The sequence below is a fragment of the Halogeometricum rufum genome (genome assembly GCF_900112175.1).
Taxonomy (GTDB): Archaea; Halobacteriota; Halobacteria; order Halobacteriales; family Haloferacaceae; genus Halogeometricum; species Halogeometricum rufum.
On sequence record NZ_FOYT01000002.1, the window covers coordinates 798714 to 815346 of the forward strand.

The following is a 16633-nucleotide window of genomic DNA, read 5'->3' on the forward strand; positions in this document are numbered from 1 at the left end:
TCACCGGGTGCGACGGCGCTCGAACGGTCACGCCGGGGTCGCATTCGCGTCCGCGGGCCCCCCGCGACCCGGGAGGAACGCGGCCGTTGACGGCGAGGACGCGGACCCGCCGAAGGCCGGTTCGACGGCGGGGCGTCGGCGACGGCTCACTCGTACGCTTCCTCTTTCTGCTCGATTCCGCGTAGCTCCTCGACCTGTAGTTTCCACCCGCTGAGCGAGTCGATGGCGTCCGACTGCTCGAAGGCGGCCATGAACCAGGCGTTGTCGTCCAGCGTCTCGACGAAGTCGTCCCACTCGTCGCCGTCCCTGTCGAGCGCTCTGACCGTCCCGGTGACGGCGACGCTCTGCCACTCGAAGCGGTCGCGGATGTCGGTGACGAGGAGGCGTGCCGTCGCGCCGTCCCGGATGAACTCCATCTTCGTCGGGTTCGGGGTGTCTTCGAGGAATCCGAAGTAGACGGCGTCGCCGTCGTAGCCGAACGAGATGGGGAGGCTGTACGGTTCGCCGTCTCGGCAGAGCGACACGACGCCGTGTCCCCGTCCCTTCAACAACGCGTCGATGTCCCGCTGGTCCATCGGAACGCCGCTAAACTGAGCGTATGGGTTGCTTGACATTTTGATCCCAGAGAAGTAACGACACCGACTCACAACTAGTTTTGGGTGGGAGTTACCGCTCGGTAGAACTATTTGGGTCCCGACACACGCGGGAATCGACCGACCCCGGGGCGGGCCGCGGCGGCGGACCCCGGGATGGGTCGCGGCGGCGGACCGGACTCAGTCGTCGCGGCGGAGGAACTTCGGCAGTTTGAGCCGTTCGAGGTCGTCCACGTCGAGTTCGAGCATCGAGGCGCGTTCGACGGCGGTCGGCAGTTCCGACGGCGTCTCGTCGGTGTCTATCTCCTCGGCCGACGGGTCCAGGTCGATACCCTTCGCCTCGACGAGGTGTTCCCACGCCGCGTCGTCGGACTCGTACTCCTCCCGGTGGTCGCGCAACGCGTTCCGACCCTCGTTGTACGCCAAGTCGAGGACGCTCCGCTGGTAGGCCGTGTCGGCGATTCGGAGGATTCGGGTCCGCTCGTCGTCGTACTCGTGGCCCAACTCGGCGGAGATGCCCAGGGCGTACATCCGACGGAGCGCCTCCTCGGCGCTGATGGTCTCCCAGTCCAGGTCGAACGCGCGTTCGTACATGGGTCAGAAGTCCACGTGGTCCATCGGGTCCACGACGAGCCCCTCGTCTTCGAACTTCAGCGAGCGGATATCGCAGTCGATGTCCGTCCCGCGCATCTTCACCACCTGAATGCCCCGCGTCATCCCCGTCGCTTCGAGGTAGTTGTGGAAGAAGATGACGCCGTGCGCGAGGAAGTGCTCGTCGGAGTACGAACTCGGGTCCGTCATCTCCGAGATGAGGAGGGTCGTCGCGTCCCCCTGCTTCAGCGCGGTCAGAAACCGCGTCATCTCCGCGTCGTCGCCGGTGAACAGCAGTTGGAGGAGCATCGTCGAGTCGATGACGAGGCGGTCCACCTTCCGCGAGTTCACGAAGGCGACGATCTTGTCGGTGAGACTCTGCACGCCGGACGTCCCCCCGTTGCCCGAGAACTGGTTCAGCACGTGCTTGCCTTTCTGACTGGCGAGGTTGATGAACCGGAACTGGTCGGACGACGTGAGCGTCTCGAAGCCGAAGTCGTAGCTCGACATGTCGTTGACGAGTTCCTCTCGGGTCTCGTGCATCGTGATGTACATACAGTTCTCCCCGTTTCGAAGTCCCTCTGCGACGAACTGGGCGGTGAACGTCGTCTTTCCGCTTCCCGGAGGACCTGAGAGCACGTAGAGTCGGCCGGGGAGGAACCCACCTTGGATGAGGTGATCGAATCCACTTACCCCACTCGGAATCCGCATACCGCTACTCTCCGTATTCTGACTTATAATCGTTCCGGGGAATTACGTCACTCGGGGAACAGCTCGCGTTCCCGGTCGATGGCGTCGATACGGGCGACGTCCGAGGCGTCGAGTTCCAGCGTCGTCGCGGCGTCGAGGTTCGCGCGGAGGTGCGGTTCCGAACTGGCCTTCGGGACGACGGCGAACCCCTTCGCCCGCACCCACGCCAGCGAGACGGCGTGCGGCGTGGCGTCGTGTTTCTCGGCCACCGCGACGACTTCGGGCACGTCGGCGACGCGCCCGCCGGCCAACGGCGAGTAGGCGACGGGCGCGTAGCCGTGTTCGCGCGCGTCGGCGACGAGTTCCGGCCGGGTGAACAGGGGGTGGTACTCCGTCTGGTGGGCGGCGATGGGCGCCTCGAGGTGCGCGCGAGCGGTTTCGAGGTCCGACAGCTCGAAGTTACTCACGCCGACGTGGCGAATCAGCCCCTCCTCGCGCAGGCGGTCGAACGCCGCCAGCGTCTCCGGCGGGTCGTACGCGTCGATGGGCCGGTGGACGTACAGCAGGTCCAGATAGTCCACGCCCAACTTCGCCATGCTCTCGCGCGTGCTCGAAATCACGTCGTCGTGGGCCAGTTGGTCGGCCCACACCTTCGTCGCGAGGAACACGTCCTCGCGCGGCACGTCCGCCGCGGCGAGGGCGTCGCCGACGACGGCCTCGTTCCCGTATATCTGCGCGGTGTCGACGTGGCGGTAGCCCATCTCGACGGCCGTCGTCACGGCCCGCGCGTCGGCGGCGGTGTCCAGCCCCATCGTTCCGAGTCCGACGGCCGGCACTTCGGCGTCGCCGACGGTCGGTCCGGCGTCACCGACGGTCGGTCCGGCGTCACCGACGGTCGGTCCGGCGTCACCGACGGTCGGTCCGGCGTCACCGACGGTCGGTCCGGCGTCGTCCGTCATCGGTGGTCACCGTCCGGTTCGCCGTCGTCGCGGGGGACCGCGTCGTACTCCATGGAGAGTGAGCGAGGCGCGGCGGTAATAGCGTACCGTCTGCCGGTGAGAACCGCCGACACGTTTTCCTCCGCCGGCCGACTACTCTCGCTTGCGGACCTCGCGTCCGTTTCGTGTGCAATCGGTTCATGGTGGGACATGCCTCTCTTCGCACACGTCGCCTTCTTTCCGCCCCGTCCGGAACCGCCGACGCCCGAACGGTAAAGCGACGCGAGCCCTAACTCGCCCACATGAACGTGACGACGGAATCGGACGACGGCGCGGAGCGACGATGACGCTGCGCGTCGGCATCGTCGGCGCGGGCGCGGCGGGCATCGGGGCGGCCGACGCCCTCCGCGACGCGGACGCCGACGTGACCATCGTCGAGAAGAGTCGCGGCGTCTGCGGACGGGCGGCGACGCGGCGCAAGAACGGCTGCCGCTACGAACACGGCGCGAACTACATCAAAGACCCCGACGAGCGGACGGAGGCGCTGATTCGGGACCTCGGCGAGGACGGACTCGTGGACGTCGAAGAGCCGGTGTGGGTGTTCGACGCCGACGGCGAGGTGGCCGAGGGCGACGACGACGGGGCGCACAAGTGGACGTGGACGGCGGGCATCACCCAGTTGGGCAAGCGTCTCCTCGCCCGGACCGACGCGACGGTGCGGCGGACGACCCGCGTCGAGTCGGTGACGCGCGACGAGTCCGCGGCGACGTGGACGCTCACCGACGCCGACGGCGGGACGCACGGCCCGTTCGACCGTCTGCTGCTCACCCCGCCCGCGCCGCAGACGGCCGCCCTCCTGCGAGCGACCGACTGGGACGACGGCCGACTGGACGACGTGGTCGCCGCCGTCGAAGACGTCTCGTACCGGACCATCCGGACGTTCGTCCTCCACTACCCGTTCCGCGAGTCGTACCCGTGGTACGGCCTCGTCAACGTGGACAAAGCGCACGAGGTGGGGTGGCTCTCGCGCGAGGAGTGCAAGGACGGCCACGTCCCCGACGGCGAGAGCCTCCTGATAGCCCAGATGAGTCCGGAGTGGTCGACGGCGCGGTACGACGACCCACTCGACGAGGCGGGCGACGACGCGGCGGCGCTCGTCGCCGCGTTGCTGGACGACGACCGGTACGCCGACCCGGACTGGGTCGACGACCAGGGCTGGCGCTACGCGCTCCCGAACGGCGGCGTCGACGCGGACGCACTCGCCGCCGTCGAGGACGCCGGCCTGTTCTTCGCCGGCGACTGGTTGGTCGGTGAGGGGCGCGTCCACCGCGCCCTCTGGAACGGGCACGACGCGGGCGAGCGAATCGCCGGGAGCGAGTAGGGCTACTCCGCGCTCGACGCCTCGTGAATCTTCTCGCCGCGGTGGAGGCGCGCGGCGATGGTGAACGTCTGCTCGCGTTCCCGCCGCGTCGGGAAGTGCGCGCCGAGGTAGCGCGCGACGGCGACGAGGAGCGTCCGCGTTTCGGCGGGGTCGTCCCTGAGCGCCGCCTGCGTGAACCCGGCTTCCAGCGCCTGATACGTGTGGAAGCCGGCGTCCTCGCGGAGGAGCGCTTCGCCGAGTCGCTCGCGGAGGCGGTCCACGTCGCCGCCGCAGTCGAGGTAGTGGGCGGCGCGGCGGCCCGCCTCGTTCACCTCCCCCTCCCGCTCGAACGTCTCGACGAGGGCGTCGAGGTGGTCCGCCGGGTCCGCCCCGGCCCCGGACGCCGGGTCGGGGAGCGGTGCGGGCGGCGTGTTGAGGAAGCGGTCGAGGTAGACGTTCGTGGCGGCGTCGAACACGCCGCGGTAGAGTTCGGTCGCCCCCGTCCGGCGAGCCAACTGGTGGACGGCGTTCGCGTAGGTGAACGTGTGGTGGACGGTGTTCCAGTCGGAGAACTCGTTGACCGTCGCGAACCGCGCCACGCGCGTCGCGGCGGCGAACGCCACCTCGCGGGCGAGCGCTTCGACCGACGCCCCCGCGCGAATCGCGTCTTCGAGGGCCGCGAGAACGGTCTCGGGGTCTTCCGCGAGGAGCGTCTCGGTGAACCCCTCGGGCGCGGACCACGCCGACCCCTCCCCGGCGGCGACGAGCGAATCGAGGTCCGCGAACGTCTCGTCCAGCATCGCCGCGAGGTCGACTGGCTGTCGCCACGACGACTGCTCCTCGGCGCGGGCGGCCGTCGCCATCCCCTCGACCAGACTCGGGAGGACGGCGTCGGCGTGGTCCCAGCCGACGTGGTCGAGGGCCTCGCAGGCCTTGTTGACGAAGTCGAGCGTGTGGCCGGTGTTCAGGTAGCGGTGGTCCGTCGCCGCCGCGGCCAGCATCGTCGCGAGGCGTGCGTCGTCCGCGCCGTTGGCGATGGCGGTCCTGAGGACCCGTTCCGCACCGTCGGCGTCGCGGACCTCGACGTTCTCGCGGAACCACTCGGTCAGGCGGTCGAACGACACGTCCGTCGTCTCGAACGGGTCCTGGTCGAACCGGGGCGGTTCGCCCGCGCAGTCGTCGCCGACGTGGACGAGTCCCTGATACAGCGCGCGCTTTCGGTCCGCCTCGCGCAGGTCGGGGAGGACGTTCCGCATCGCCGCGAGGATGGTCAGACCGGGGCCCCACCCGCTCTCGCGGTAGCGCGCGCCGAAGCGGACGCCGCGTTCGACGACGTCGTCTGCGGAGACGCCCGCGTCGACGAGGCCGATGGCCGACTTGGCGACGACGAGGCGGAGGTTCTGCTCTAACCCGTCGTCGAGTCGGCGGGTCCAGTGGTCGGCGGGCGGTTCGTCCGGTTCGGGGTGCGGGTCGACGTAGACGGTGCCGTCGCGCACCTCGACGGGGAACGTCTGCACGTCGTCGGCCCACGGGTCGAACGTGTCGCCGCAGGAGAGTTCGAACCGCGCGTGGTGCCAGTGGCAGGTGAGGACACCGTCCTCGACGCTCCCCTCCGACAGGGGAAACCCCATGTGGGGACAGCGGTTGTCCACCGCGCGAATCTCCCCCTCGTGGTAGAAGACGGCGAGTGCCCGCCCGTCGACGGACGCCTGTACGCGCCCGTCGCGTTCGAGGTCGGAGAGCGAGACGACTTCGCGGAACCGGTCGGTCGAACTCATGTGACACGGTAGCACGCATACGCGCCTAAAGCTTCGCTGAAGCGTAATATTGTAACCAGACTGTTATTAGTAGAGGGCATATATCTCTCGGAGGTAGCCGACTCATATCGACTCTCGACGCCGAAATCGGCTCTCTGAGCGCTCGTGTGCCCCGTGTTGTCATATAATCCGACGGTTTTTTGCCGACGAACGCGAACGTTCCGTTGTGTCTCTCACCGTCCGAATCGACCCCCACGTTCACTCCGACGCGTCGTACGACGCGCACGACCCCGTGGAGCTGATACTGGAACAGGCCGCCGAAATCGGTCTCGACGCCGTCGTCATCACCGACCACGACGTCATCCACGAGTCGATTCGCGCGGCGGAACTGGCCCCGATGTACGGGCTGGTCGGCATCCCCGGGGTGGAGGTGTCGACGGCGGACGGTCACCTCCTCTGCCTCGGCGTCCGGGAGATGCCGCCGCGCCGCGCGCCGATGAAGGAGACGGTGGAGTGGGTCCGTGACCGCGGCGGCGTCGCCATCGTCCCGCACCCCTTCCAGCGGAGTCGCCACGGCGTCCGGAAGAAGCGGCTTCGCGGGGTCGACCCCGACGCCATCGAGGTGTACAACTCGTGGCTGTTCACGGGGTGGAAGAACCGCCGCGCACGCCGGTTCGCCCAGTCCGGCGGCTATCCGGGCGTCGCCGGCAGCGACGCGCACAAGGTGGGGTACGTCGGCCGCGCGTACACCGAGATAGACATCCCGGACGTGCGCCGTCCGGAACTCACGACGGACGTGGTCCTCGACGCCGTCCGCGACGGCGCGACGCGCGTCGAGGGTCGACGGACGCCCATCCCGACGAGCGCCCGCCACTACGCCGGCGCCGGCGTCAGAAAGAGCGGCTACGTCGCGAAGCAGGGCGCGGTCAAGAGCGGGTCGGTCGCCAAGACGGGCGTCGTGCAGGCCGCGCAACTGCTCTACCGCGTCTCTCCCTTCTCGCGGTAGTCGCGACAGGAGGCTTTTGTCCCGTCAGTTCGTCGACCAGAGCCGATGCCCTCCACCACCGGGTCCGACACCGCGGGCACCGACACCGGCGCGTCAGACGGCACCGCCAGCCCGGAGGAACGGCCGCTGTTCAACCTCGCGCTGTCCGGACTGATACTCCTGAGTTCGGGCGCGTCGCTGTACGAGATGAGCGACGTCTCGCCCGCGCTCCTCGTCGCCGGGTTCGTCGTGACGAGCCTCGCGTACGGGCCGGCCGCGTCGACCGCTCCCGGTCGCCGCTTCGTCGCGAGGTTCCGCGCGGTTCACGGCGCGGTCCGCCTCGCCATCGTCTTCGGCGTCGTCGCCCTCGTGTTCGGCCTCGCGTTCGCGTTCGACGTCCCGCCGGCCGGCGTCCAGAGCGCCGTCTTCGGCGGCGCCGTGGCTCTCGCCGCGTACGTGGTCTACCGAATCCTCGCGGACCGCTTCGGCGACGGCTGAGAGGACGTTCGTCACTCGGAGAGCGGACGGCGTCGCCGGTACTCGGCGCCGAGGAGGTCCGCGACCAAGAGGAGGGAGAACAGACCGTCGAGACCCGTGGCAGTCACGACGTTGGGCGCGCCCACCGCCGCGACGAGTTTGGCGCCGCCCACGCCGAGGTAGACGAGGCCGGCACCGATGCGGAACGTCCGATTCGCCCGGAATGGTTCGATAGCGGCCGCGAGGCTCCCGACGACGACGAGTCCGCACAGAGCGTACTCGACGGGCGTCGCCGGAACGTCGAGGAGGGCGAACCCGAGGACGAAGACGGCGGCACCGGCGAGTCGCTCGACGTCCACGTCGTCGCGGTTCACCCCTCCGACCTCCGTTCGGCCGTCGGTGCGCTGTCGGCACGGTCGCTCACGTTCCGGGCATCGCCATCGGAGGGCACGGGCCGACAGACGTGTCAGGTTTACAAATATATCCCGACCGGTCGCGGCGGCGACCCGGACCGGCGGTCACGATGTCACCGGCGGTCACGCGCCGATGGCTACGGCGACTCCGACCCGACCAGTTCCTCGTACTGCGCGCCCGTCTGCTTCAGCGTCGCCGTCGAGTAGAGGCGTTCGTGGTCGAACGGCAGGTGGTCGGCGGCGAGTTCGTCTATCTTCTCGTCGACGGCGTCGGCCTCGCGGCCGTGGATCATCGTGAAGAGGTTGTACGGCCAGTCCTGGTCGGGGCGGCGCGGCCGGTGGTAGCAGAGCGTGACGTACGGCAGGCGGCCGACGGCTTCGCCCCGTTCGTCCAACTCCTCGTCGGGCACGTCCCAGACGACCATGCAGTTGGCGTCGAAGCCGGTGACGACGTGGTTGACGATGCAGCCGATGCGCTTGATACAGCCGTCGTCGAGGAGTCGGTCGACGGCCGCGAGGACGTCGTCGACGTCCGCACCGATGGCGTCGGCCACGTCCCGGTACGGCGTCGCGGAGAGCGGGAACCCGTCCTGAATCTCCACGAGGAGGTTCGCCTCGAGGGGCGACAGGTCGCCCGTCGCCTCCTCGGAGATGCGCGTGGCGTTGACTTCGGTCTCGGCGAGACTCTCGCGGGCGAACCGGTCGTCGTTCATCACCGGGAACTCCAGGTCGATGTAGTAGTCGGTGAGCATCGGGAGGTTCAGCACCGCGAGCCCGGTTCGCTCCTCGATTTCGGTCAGAATCCGGTCGCGCACCTCGCGGGAGGCGGCGGTGACGACGAACCACATGTTCCACTCGTGGTCGCGGCGGTAGTTGTGGTTCACCTGCCGGTAGCCGTTTATCACCTCGGCCACCTCCTCGAAGCGGTCCGCGGGCGCCGAGACGGCGGCCAGCGTCGAACTGCCGACGACCGGCGGGTTCAACACGGCCCCGAACCGGCGGAAGATGCCCGCCTCGCGGAGGGCGCGGACGCGCGCGAGGGCGTCGTCCTCGCTGATGCCGAGTTCCGCGCCGAGGGCGCGGAACGGCCGTTCGACGACGGGGAATCCGCTCTGGTACTCGTCGATGAGCGTGGCGTCCACCTCGTCTAAGTCGGCCCGCCAGTCGTCGGAGAGTGCGCTCATTGCCGGCTATGAGGACTCGGTGAACGTACCTATTTCGGGTTCGGGCGACGATTCAGCTATCGCTAACGCACCACTTTTGACCCGCGACTCCCAACTCCGAATCATGGCACAAGCGCCGGAGAGCCCCGAGTTCGGGGAGTGGCCGTTGAAGCGACTCATGACCGAGGTGGTGGGGACGGGCACGAAGTCCGCCGAGGACATGACGCGCGAACAGGCGAGCGAGGCGATGCGACGCATCCTCGCGGGCGAACCCGACCACACGACGCTGGGGGCGTTCTGGCTGGCGAACCGGTGGAAGCACAACGTCGCCGAGGAACTCGCGGCCTACGCCGACGTGATGTGCGAACACGTCGAGTACGCCGAACCCGACGCCGACCCCGTCGACTGCGGGGCAAACTACGACGGGAAGGGCGAGACGGCGATACTGGGCGCCGCCGCGGGCATCGTCGCCGCCGGCGCGGGCACGCCCGTCGTCGTGCACTCGGGCGACCGGGTCCCGACGCAGAAGCAGGACGCCTACAAGCACGTCCTCGACGAACTCGGGATTCGCACCGAGTTGTCCCCCGAGGAGAGCGCAGACCAGGTGGACGAGACGGGCTTCGGCTTCTACTACCAGCCCGCGTTCAACCCGGCCATCGACGACCTGTGGGAGCGCCGCGACCAGATGGGCGTCCGCACGTTCGTCAACACCATCGAGACCATCGCCAACCCCGCGAACGCCGACGTCCACCTCGGGAGCTTCTACCACCTCGCGTTCGCGAAGAAGATCGTGGACACGTTCGAGCAGTCCGAGAAACTAAACCCGCGCCGCGTCGTCATGTTCCAGGGGATGGAGGGCTACGACGACATCCGCCCCGGCTACACGAAGGTGGGCGAGTCCACCGACGGCGAGTTCACCGACTTCGAGATAGAGACGGCCGAGTACGGGATGGACTTCGAGAACGAGGACCTCGAAGTCGACCCCGACGACGTGGCCGGCGACTCCGCGGCCATCACGGAGTCCGTGGTCGCCGGCGAGCGTGACGACCACTTCTACGACGCCGTCGCCCTCAACGCGGCGTTCCGCATCTACGCCCGCGAGGACGCCGAGACGCTGGCGGACGGACTGGAGATGGCCCGCGAGAGCATCGAATCGGGCGCCGCCGAGGCGGTCCTCGACGACCTGCGCGCGTTCTGACCTCCCTCTCCGCTTCCCGCGCGTTTTTTTGGATAGGCGGCGAGCGTCGGGTATGACCACCTTCGACGACCGCTCGCTGGTCGAGATTCGCCGTGACCTGCACCGCCACCCCGAGGAGGGCTGGAAGGAGTTCCGAACGACCGCGCTCGTCGCCGAGGAACTGGATCGACTCGGGTTCGACCTCGCTCTCGGCGCGGACGCGGTGAACGCCGAGGAACGACTCGGCGTGCCCTCCGACGACGAGATAGCCGCCGCGCGGGAACGCGCGCGGCGCGAGGGCGCACCCGAGGAGTATCTGGACTACATGGACGACGTGACGGGCCTCGTCGCGTCGAAGCGCTACGGCGACGGCCCGACCATCGGCGTCCGAGTCGACATGGACGCCCTCGCGCGGTCGGAGGCGACCGACGACGACCACCGGCCGGCGCGCGAGGGGTTCGGCAGCACCCACCCGACGGAGATGCACGCCTGCGGGCACGACGGGCACACGGCCATCGGCGTCGGCATCGCCCGCGCGTTCGACGCCGAGGGGTTCGACGGCACGCTGAAACTGTTCTTCCAGCCCGCGGAGGAGGGCGGCCGCGGCGGGAAGCCGATGAGCGAGACCGACCACCTCGACGACGTGGACGCCCTGTTGGCCCTCCACCTCGGACTGGACGAGGCGACGGGCACCATCGTCGGCGGCTACGACCGCCCGCTCTCGAACGCGAAGATAGACGTGACGTTCGACGGCGAACCGGCCCACGCCGGCGGCGCGCCGAACGAGGGGCGAAACGCCCTGCAGGCGATGAGCACCGCGATTCAGAACCTGTACGCCATCCCGCGGCACGCCGACGGGAAGACGCGAATCAACGTCGGGCAGGTCCACGCCGACAACGCGCAGAACGTCATCTGCGAGGAGGCGCGGATGCGCGTCGAAGTGCGCGGCGAGGACGCCGACCTGAACGACTACATGATGGCGAAGGCCGACCGCGTCGTCGAACACGCCGCGGGGATGCACGACGTCGACTTCGACACCAGTCTGTACGGCATGACGACCACGTTCGAGAACGACCAGTCCGTCGTCGAGACGGTGATGGACGCCGCTGAGACCGTCGAGGCCGTGGACCAGGTGTGCGGGCGGAGCCCGTTCGGCGGGAGCGAGGACGCCTCCTTCCTCGTCCGCCGCGTGCAGGAGAACGGCGGCGTCGCCTCCTACGTCGGCATCGGCGCGAGCAACCCCGCCGGCCACCACACGGCGTACTTCGACATCGAGGAGGAGTCCCTCGACATCGGCGTCGACGTGATAACGGAGTCGGTCCGGCGGTTGGCCGACGACCTGTAGTTCCGCCGACGGCGGACTACTTCTCGACGACTTCGAACGGGACGGCGTACCGCGTCCCGTCGTCCCCGCCGGCGACTCGCTTCAGGAACCAGTAGCGACCGGGACCGAGCGGGACGGGTCGCGGCGGCGACCCCTCGCCCAACTCGTCGTCCGTCGCGTCCGGAGTCGGTCGGAGCGTCCACGACGCCGCACCGCCCGGCGTCGCGACGAGCAAGTCGAGCGTCACGTCCTCGCGAGTGACCGCCGCGGTCCACGTCTCGCCGTCGAGGCGCCAGACCGACCACGCGTCGCCGCCGACGGTCACCCGTTCGTCGGTCAGGTTCGACAGCGTGAACGTGACCGTCTCGCCCACCGGGACGCGCGCGGGCGAGGCGGACAGCGAGAACGTCTCGTCGGACCGCCGCACGTCCGCGGCGGACGGGGCGGACGGCGGGTCGGCACGCGGGGCGGTCAGACACCCCGCGGCGGCGACTGCGGCGGCGAACGGGAGCGAACGGAGGAGGGCGCGGCGTCGCATACGGACCGATTCGAACCGGGGGACAAGTGCTTTCGGCTAGGGGACGAGCACCGACCGGAACCGCACGTCGCCGTTCAGCATCGCCTCGTACGCCGCCTCGGCCTCGTCGAGCGAGAACGTCTCGACGCGCGGCGTCACGTCGCGGAGGGCGCTGAACTCCAGGGTGTCCTCCGAATCCCGCGGCGTGCCCGAGGGCCACCCGCCGACGCTCTGTCGCTCCTGTACGAGGGGTTGGACGTTCACCGAGAGTTCGTCGCCGGGGACGGCGATGGTGAGTAGCGTGCCGTCGACGCCCAGACCGCCCGCGATGGACTCCATCGCGTCGGTGCTCGGCGCGGTGCCGAGAATCACCTTCGCGCCGCCCATCGAGCGCAGTTCCTCGGCGGGGTCCACCGCGCTGGCGTCGAGGAAGTGGTCGGCGCCGAGTTCGTAGGCGAGGTCCTCCTTGTCCGGCGACGTGGAGACGGCCACCGTCTCGAACCCGGCGGCGCGGGCGTACTGGATACCGAGGTGGCCGAGGCCGCCGACCCCCTGCACCGCGACGAGGTCACCGGGGCGGGCGTCGGCGTTCCGAAGCGAGTTGAACGTCGTGATACCGGCACAGAGCAGGGGGGCGGCGTCGACGGCGTCCAGTTCCTCGGGGATGCGCGCGAGTGCCTCGTGCGGCGCGGTCATGTACTCGGCGTAGCCGCCGTCGTAGGAGATACCCGTCACCGCGCCGTGCTCGCAGGTGATGAAGTCGCCGCGCCGGCAGGCGTCGCAGGTGAAGCAGTGGCCGCCGTGCCAGCCGACACCGACGCGGTCACCTTCCGTCCACTCGGTCACGTCGTCGCCGACGGCGTCGACACGGCCGGCGACTTCGTGGCCGGGGACCCGCGGGTAGTCGATGCCGGGCCACTGGCCCTCCTTCACGAACGCGTCGCTGTGACAGATGCCGCACGCCTCCACCACCACGCGGACCTCGCCGGGGTCCGGGTCGGGCACGTCTCGGTCGACGACTTCGAACGGCTCGCCGGGTTCGGTGACTTGGACTGCTTTCATCGGGTCGTCGTTGGGGGACGGCGACCGTCAGTGGTTTGGGTGGTTCGCTTACCCGTCGCCGAGTGTGACCGTTCCGAGCGGAAGAACTGCGGGCGACGCCGACTGCGCGGCGTCCGGTACGGCGCTACTCGTCGGCCGGCATCGCCACGCCGACGAGCGTCTCGCCCGCGGTGACCGTCGCCTCGCGGCAGACGGAGTAGACGACGCCCGACCGGTCGGCCGTCGCCTCCTGCAACACCTCGTACGTCGTCGGGTCGTAGACGCGCCCGAGGTGGTCGCCCGCGTCCACCTCGCGGCCGAGTTCGGCCTCCGGTCCGGGGTGGAACAGCCCCGACTCGGCCGCTCTGACGCGCCCGAGGTGGTTCCGGGCCGTCGTCTGGTCGGCCGGTATCTCGGGGTCGCCCGGCAGCATCCCCAGTTCCCGGAGGACGTTGAACACGCCGCGGACGCCCGTCTCGATGGCGGGTTCGACCAACTGCTTGTTGTGCGCGAGTTCGGGCGTGATGGAGGGGATGCCCGCCCGGGTGGCGGCGACGCGGAGTTTGCCGCCGAAGTTGCGCTCGGACCACTCGGTGTCGGCGTCGTCGCCGGCGGCCTCCGCGAGCAACATGTCGGTCCCGAACGCCTCCGCGAGGCGGCGGCTCTCGTCGTCGCCGTCGAGGTAGACGGTGTGCGTCAGCATCTCGAGGCTGCCGGTGTGCAGGTCCACGATGTAGTCGGCGTCGCCCGCGTACTCCCAGAGGGCGGCCGCCATCCGTTCGTGCAGCGACCCCTCCTCGTCGCCCGGCCAGACGCGGTTCATGTTCGAGTTGACCGAGTCGAGCGCTTCGGGCGTCGTGTAGGAGACGCGGTCGAACGTCAGTGGGTCGGCGACGGGCACGGCGACCAGCGTCCCCGATAGGTCGTCGGCGTCGAGTCGTTCGTGGACGCGGCGGAGCGTCTCCGTCCCGTTTATCTCGCGGCCGTGCTGAGCGGCCTGAACGTACACGGTCGGGCCGTCTCCGTCGTCGGCGTGCGTCTGACTGCCGGCCGTATCTCGCTCGGCGGCGTCGCCGTACGTGTGGACCGTCGTCTCGACTTCGACGCCCGACGGGAGGCGGGCGAGCGTGAGCGTCTCTGCGGTGTGCATACCCCTCGTTTCGGAACGACGCGGTTAGTAGCTACGGACGGGGGAAAGCGACGCCGCGGCCGCCGGTCACCGCTGGCTGTCGCGCAGGACGAACGGGCCGATAGAGAGCGTGCGCTTGGCCACGGTGGCGATGCGGAGCACGTACGACAGCAAGAGCAGGAACGGCAGGAGCGAGACGGTGAGCGCGAGCATCGTCACCCAGACGACGTTGTTCACGCCGGCTATCGACCCCGTGAACGTCGCGGCGTCGACGAACGCCAGCATCGACAGCGACACCAAGAGCGCGGGGACGGCGGCGTAGGCGACGAGTTGGGAGAGGCTGGTGAGCGCCCACTGGAAGTAGAGCGTCTTGATGTGTTCGCGGGCCGGCCCGAACATCACCAGCGCGTCCCGCAGGTCGTTCAGCGCCGCGCTCGTCGGGTCGTCGATGGCGTCGGCGTGACGGGCCAGAAGTCGGTCCACCTCGAACACCTTGCGTCCGTAGTTGAAGTCCAGCGCCGCCGAGAGGAGGTCGTACGTCCCGAACTGCGCGCCGTGGAGTCTGTCGAGGACGACGTCCGCGTTCTCCGAGAGGCTGTCGCAGAAGCTCGACAGTTCCTCGCTGGCGTCCTCGTCGTCTATCTTCGCGGTGGCGTCCGCGACGTTCGCCGCCTCCACCTGCGCGGCGGCGACGAGCGACGACAGGAGCGCCGAGGGGTCCGCGGGGGCGGCGTCGAGGCCGGTGAGTTCGCGGATGTACTCGCGGGTGTCCATCGCGCCGCTCATCCGCGCGCGCTGGTCGTCGAACGGCCCCAACTCCTGCGAGATGACCACCTGCGTGATGGTGACGACGAGGGTGACGCCGGTGATGGTGGCGCTGGCCATCGTCGAGAACATCGTGTCCAGCACGTCGCCGCTCGCTACGGTGGACAGGAACGGCGGGTCCAGCGCGATGCCCGTGACGACGAGGAGGACGAAGAACGTCCCGGCGAGGACGCCCGTCGCCACGAGGCGGTTCGCGTCGAGCAGAATCCACAGCTTCAGCCGCGACTCCCCGGCGCGTTCGCGCATCGTGTTCGCCGTCGCGACGGCGGCGTCGTCGTCCGCGCTCGGGTCGTACGTGCGGTCGATTATCTCGCGTCCGTCCTCCGCGTCAGCCATGACTCTCCGTGTCGGCAACCGACTTCGGGCGCTTGAGGACGAGGTACTTCGTGCCGCCGTCGGTGTAGTCGACGCCGCAGACGAGTTCCCACCCCTCCTCGCCGAGTTCGTTCAGCGCCGCCTGCGGGTCTTCGGCCTCCGCCCGGGCCGACCCCCGCGGCGGACGGAGCGTCCGATACTCCCACCGCGTCGTCTCACCTGTCATGGGCGACTCTCCGGTAGGCGGCGATATGTGAGTACCGGCCGCCGAGCAGGGCGACTCACCAACGTTTTCACCCCGCACCCCCTCGGAAGGGTATGAGCAACCCGACTGCGACGCTGCACACCAACCGGGGCGACATCGTCGTCGAACTGTTCGAAGAGCGCGCGCCGCGAACGGTCGAGAACTTCGTCGGCCTCGCGACGGGCGAGAAGGCGTGGACGGACCCCGAGACGGGCGAGAAGCGTACCGACTCGCTGTACGAGGGGACCATCTTCCACCGCGTCATCGAGGACTTCATGATTCAGGGCGGTGACCCCGAGGGGACCGGCCGCGGCGGTCCCGGCTACCAGTTCGACGACGAGTTCCACGACGAACTCCGCCACGACAGCGCGGGCAAACTGTCGATGGCCAACAGCGGTCCGAACACGAACGGCTCGCAGTTCTTCATCACGCTCGACGCCCAACCCCACCTCGACGGCCGCCACGCCGTCTTCGGCGAAGTCGTCGAGGGGATGGACGTGGTCGAGGAGATCGGCTCGCTCCCCACGGACCGCAACGACAAGCCGATGAAGGACGTCGTCATCGAGTCCGTCGACGTCGACCAGTAAGTCGCCGGCGACAGCGAGGCGAGACACGCATTTTCCGACGGGTCGACCGACAGCGCAAAGTTCGCGCCGCCGCTATCCTCCGGCGATGAGCGATTCCGAGTCGTCGGACGAACCACTTCGTCCGAGCGAGGTGGGCGACGAGGCGAACGCGCCGCCCGTAGACGAGAAGCCGTACAAGATAATCTTCGAGGCGAACAAGTGCTTCGGCGCGGGCAAGTGCGCGGAAGTGGCGGACAACTGGGAGATGGACATCACGTCGGGGCTGGCGCGGCCGAAGTCCTACTACTTCGGCGAGGACGAACTGGCGGAGAACGTCCGCGCCGCCGAGGTGTGTCCGGCCAAGAAGGGACGGGGCGTCATCCACGTCATCGACCGACGCGCCGACGAGGAGCTAGCGCCCGACCCGAACGGGGACGGGACGCTCAGCGTCGACTGGTAGCGCGCCCGTCGCGAGCGTCGGCGTCGTCGGTCGGTCGACGGCGACGAACCGAAAAAGTGCGGTCACCG

19 protein-coding genes are annotated in these 16633 nt (G+C 69.1%); 7 read left to right on the forward strand and 12 right to left on the reverse strand.

Annotation, left to right across the window (positions count from 1 at the left end):
* Nucleotides 1-146: 146 nt before the first annotated feature.
* From BM310_RS13790 to BM310_RS13805, 4 genes are all read right to left on the reverse strand, one after another.
* Nucleotides 147-575 carry a pyridoxamine 5'-phosphate oxidase family protein gene (locus BM310_RS13790; RefSeq protein WP_177232627.1) on the reverse strand — a complete coding sequence of 143 codons (429 nt, stop codon included), beginning with the start codon at nt 573-575 and terminating at the stop codon, nt 147-149.
* A 198-nt stretch (nt 576-773) separates the two neighbouring features.
* Nucleotides 774-1187 (reverse strand): hypothetical protein, encoded by a 414-nt coding sequence (locus BM310_RS13795; RefSeq protein WP_089808648.1) that lies wholly within the window; start codon nt 1185-1187, stop codon nt 774-776.
* 3 nt (nt 1188-1190) lie between these two features.
* On the reverse strand, nt 1191-1895 hold the full coding sequence (locus tag BM310_RS13800) for an RAD55 family ATPase (RefSeq protein ID WP_089808650.1): 705 nt from the start codon (nt 1893-1895) through the stop codon (nt 1191-1193).
* A 47-nt stretch (nt 1896-1942) separates the two neighbouring features.
* Nucleotides 1943-2833 carry an aldo/keto reductase gene (locus BM310_RS13805; RefSeq protein ID WP_394328061.1) on the reverse strand — a complete coding sequence of 297 codons (891 nt, stop codon included), beginning with the start codon at nt 2831-2833 and terminating at the stop codon, nt 1943-1945.
* A gap of 322 nt (nt 2834-3155) precedes the next feature.
* Between BM310_RS13805 and BM310_RS13810 the strand changes: the two genes are divergently transcribed.
* Complete coding sequence (locus BM310_RS13810) at nt 3156-4193, forward strand: NAD(P)/FAD-dependent oxidoreductase (protein ID WP_089808652.1); 1038 nt, start codon at nt 3156-3158, stop codon at nt 4191-4193.
* A 2-nt stretch (nt 4194-4195) separates the two neighbouring features.
* On the opposite strand, the gene BM310_RS13815 is transcribed toward BM310_RS13810, so the two are convergent.
* Entirely contained in the window at nt 4196-5950 is a 1755-nt protein-coding gene (locus BM310_RS13815) for a Rieske (2Fe-2S) protein (RefSeq protein WP_089808654.1), read from the reverse strand.
* A gap of 205 nt (nt 5951-6155) precedes the next feature.
* On the opposite strand from BM310_RS13815, the gene BM310_RS13820 reads away from it, so the two are divergent.
* Together BM310_RS13820 and BM310_RS13825 are read left to right on the forward strand one after the other, a co-directional pair.
* A complete protein-coding gene (locus tag BM310_RS13820) occupies nt 6156-6935 on the forward strand; it encodes a CehA/McbA family metallohydrolase (RefSeq protein WP_089808656.1) in 780 nt (259 codons plus the stop codon).
* A 45-nt stretch (nt 6936-6980) separates the two neighbouring features.
* Complete coding sequence (locus BM310_RS13825; RefSeq protein WP_245778498.1) at nt 6981-7412, forward strand: hypothetical protein; 432 nt, start codon at nt 6981-6983, stop codon at nt 7410-7412.
* A gap of 11 nt (nt 7413-7423) precedes the next feature.
* Here the strand turns inward: BM310_RS13825 and BM310_RS13830 are convergent, their stop codons facing one another.
* Nucleotides 7424-7765: a hypothetical protein gene (locus BM310_RS13830; RefSeq protein ID WP_089808658.1), complete on the reverse strand. Its 342-nt coding sequence runs from the start codon at nt 7763-7765 to the stop codon at nt 7424-7426.
* Between the two features lie 176 nt (nt 7766-7941).
* A complete protein-coding gene (gene ahbB / locus BM310_RS13835) occupies nt 7942-8988 on the reverse strand; it encodes a siroheme decarboxylase subunit beta (protein WP_089808660.1) in 1047 nt (348 codons plus the stop codon).
* A 103-nt stretch (nt 8989-9091) separates the two neighbouring features.
* Here ahbB and BM310_RS13840 point away from each other — a divergent pair, with 103 nt between their 5' ends.
* Both BM310_RS13840 and BM310_RS13845 read left to right on the forward strand, forming a co-directional pair.
* A complete protein-coding gene (locus BM310_RS13840; protein ID WP_089808662.1) occupies nt 9092-10165 on the forward strand; it encodes an anthranilate phosphoribosyltransferase in 1074 nt (357 codons plus the stop codon).
* Nucleotides 10166-10217: 52 nt separating this feature from the next.
* Nucleotides 10218-11489 (forward strand): amidohydrolase, encoded by a 1272-nt coding sequence (locus tag BM310_RS13845; protein WP_089808664.1) that lies wholly within the window; start codon nt 10218-10220, stop codon nt 11487-11489.
* Between the two features lie 16 nt (nt 11490-11505).
* Here BM310_RS13845 and BM310_RS13850 read toward each other — a convergent pair whose 3' ends face one another.
* From BM310_RS13850 to BM310_RS13870, 5 genes are all read right to left on the reverse strand, one after another.
* Nucleotides 11506-12006 carry a hypothetical protein gene (locus BM310_RS13850; protein ID WP_089808666.1) on the reverse strand — a complete coding sequence of 167 codons (501 nt, stop codon included), beginning with the start codon at nt 12004-12006 and terminating at the stop codon, nt 11506-11508.
* Between the two features lie 36 nt (nt 12007-12042).
* The gene (locus BM310_RS13855; protein WP_089808668.1) at nt 12043-13047 is read right to left on the reverse strand and encodes an alcohol dehydrogenase; all 1005 of its coding nucleotides are present in this window, start codon (nt 13045-13047) and stop codon (nt 12043-12045) included.
* Nucleotides 13048-13171: 124 nt separating this feature from the next.
* Nucleotides 13172-14176, reverse strand: a complete 1005-nt coding sequence (locus tag BM310_RS13860) for a succinylglutamate desuccinylase/aspartoacylase family protein (protein WP_089808669.1) — start codon at nt 14174-14176, stop codon at nt 13172-13174.
* A 66-nt stretch (nt 14177-14242) separates the two neighbouring features.
* Nucleotides 14243-15316, reverse strand: coding sequence for a hypothetical protein (locus tag BM310_RS13865; protein ID WP_177232628.1), 1074 nt, complete (start codon nt 15314-15316; stop codon nt 14243-14245).
* The gene (locus BM310_RS13870; RefSeq protein WP_089808671.1) at nt 15309-15521 is read right to left on the reverse strand and encodes a DUF4177 domain-containing protein; all 213 of its coding nucleotides are present in this window, start codon (nt 15519-15521) and stop codon (nt 15309-15311) included. The genes BM310_RS13865 and BM310_RS13870 overlap by 8 nt, the downstream gene beginning before the upstream one ends.
* Before the next feature lie 92 nt (nt 15522-15613).
* Here BM310_RS13870 and BM310_RS13875 point away from each other — a divergent pair, with 92 nt between their 5' ends.
* Together BM310_RS13875 and BM310_RS13880 are read left to right on the forward strand one after the other, a co-directional pair.
* Nucleotides 15614-16126: a peptidylprolyl isomerase gene (locus tag BM310_RS13875; protein ID WP_089808674.1), complete on the forward strand. Its 513-nt coding sequence runs from the start codon at nt 15614-15616 to the stop codon at nt 16124-16126.
* Nucleotides 16127-16211: 85 nt separating this feature from the next.
* Nucleotides 16212-16565, forward strand: a complete 354-nt coding sequence (locus tag BM310_RS13880; RefSeq protein WP_089808676.1) for a ferredoxin — start codon at nt 16212-16214, stop codon at nt 16563-16565.
* Nucleotides 16566-16633 lie beyond the last annotated feature (68 nt).

What these genes read in the sequence shown, in the direction of transcription:
- BM310_RS13790 (WP_177232627.1), bottom strand. Translation starts at nt 575, where the DNA reads ATGGACCAGCGGGACATCGACGCGTTGTTGAAGGGACGGGGACACGGC.
- BM310_RS13795 (WP_089808648.1), bottom strand. Translation starts at nt 1,187, where the DNA reads ATGTACGAACGCGCGTTCGACCTGGACTGGGAGACCATCAGCGCCGAG.
- BM310_RS13800 (WP_089808650.1), bottom strand. Translation starts at nt 1,895, where the DNA reads ATGCGGATTCCGAGTGGGGTAAGTGGATTCGATCACCTCATCCAAGGT.
- BM310_RS13805 (WP_394328061.1), bottom strand. Translation starts at nt 2,833, where the DNA reads ATGACGGACGACGCCGGACCGACCGTCGGTGACGCCGGACCGACCGTC.
- BM310_RS13810 (WP_089808652.1), top strand. Translation starts at nt 3,156, where the DNA reads ATGACGCTGCGCGTCGGCATCGTCGGCGCGGGCGCGGCGGGCATCGGG.
- BM310_RS13815 (WP_089808654.1), bottom strand. Translation starts at nt 5,950, where the DNA reads ATGAGTTCGACCGACCGGTTCCGCGAAGTCGTCTCGCTCTCCGACCTC.
- BM310_RS13825 (WP_245778498.1), top strand. Translation starts at nt 6,981, where the DNA reads ATGCCCTCCACCACCGGGTCCGACACCGCGGGCACCGACACCGGCGCG.
- ahbB (WP_089808660.1), bottom strand. Translation starts at nt 8,988, where the DNA reads ATGAGCGCACTCTCCGACGACTGGCGGGCCGACTTAGACGAGGTGGAC.
- BM310_RS13840 (WP_089808662.1), top strand. Translation starts at nt 9,092, where the DNA reads ATGGCACAAGCGCCGGAGAGCCCCGAGTTCGGGGAGTGGCCGTTGAAG.
- BM310_RS13845 (WP_089808664.1), top strand. Translation starts at nt 10,218, where the DNA reads ATGACCACCTTCGACGACCGCTCGCTGGTCGAGATTCGCCGTGACCTG.
- BM310_RS13850 (WP_089808666.1), bottom strand. Translation starts at nt 12,006, where the DNA reads ATGCGACGCCGCGCCCTCCTCCGTTCGCTCCCGTTCGCCGCCGCAGTC.
- BM310_RS13855 (WP_089808668.1), bottom strand. Translation starts at nt 13,047, where the DNA reads ATGAAAGCAGTCCAAGTCACCGAACCCGGCGAGCCGTTCGAAGTCGTC.
- BM310_RS13860 (WP_089808669.1), bottom strand. Translation starts at nt 14,176, where the DNA reads ATGCACACCGCAGAGACGCTCACGCTCGCCCGCCTCCCGTCGGGCGTC.
- BM310_RS13865 (WP_177232628.1), bottom strand. Translation starts at nt 15,316, where the DNA reads ATGGCTGACGCGGAGGACGGACGCGAGATAATCGACCGCACGTACGAC.
- BM310_RS13870 (WP_089808671.1), bottom strand. Translation starts at nt 15,521, where the DNA reads ATGACAGGTGAGACGACGCGGTGGGAGTATCGGACGCTCCGTCCGCCG.
- BM310_RS13875 (WP_089808674.1), top strand. Translation starts at nt 15,614, where the DNA reads ATGAGCAACCCGACTGCGACGCTGCACACCAACCGGGGCGACATCGTC.
- BM310_RS13880 (WP_089808676.1), top strand. Translation starts at nt 16,212, where the DNA reads ATGAGCGATTCCGAGTCGTCGGACGAACCACTTCGTCCGAGCGAGGTG.